Below are 334 nucleotides of genomic sequence, written 5' to 3'. Positions count from 1 at the left end.
ATTTCAAATATATTAACTATTTTTAAATATCGCATGGACATAGTCAATACTGTTAAACAAAACATAGTAGTTATCGGGATAATAACGATCCAAGAAATTGGTAATAACCAAAAACCCCATAATGGCAAGGTAATATCAAAATCTATTATGCCACCTTTAAAAAATATAATTGAAAAAAAACTATATATAGATAATATATTCATTTTTATCTCCTTTTTAAGAAGTGAGAGAATTTAATTCTCTCACTTCAATTTTTTTATTTTTTAATATTTTCATTTTTTGATGCAGAAATCTTTTCATCAACTTTTCCATCTTTGTTTTTATCTATTTGTAA

1 protein-coding gene is annotated in these 334 nt (G+C 23.1%); it reads right to left on the bottom strand.

All coding sequences use genetic code 11. The features are described from left to right. Positions 1-203 (bottom strand): hypothetical protein (locus VJI93_RS08590; RefSeq protein ID WP_324000522.1); only part of this gene is annotated, 203 nt, incomplete at its 3' end. Positions 204-334 lie beyond the last annotated feature (131 nt).

It is taken from the genome of Parvimonas sp. M20, from assembly GCF_035282425.1.
In the GTDB taxonomy this organism is placed as follows: Bacteria; Bacillota; Clostridia; order Tissierellales; family Peptoniphilaceae; genus Parvimonas.
This window is presented reverse-complemented; position numbering and strand designations above follow the sequence as displayed.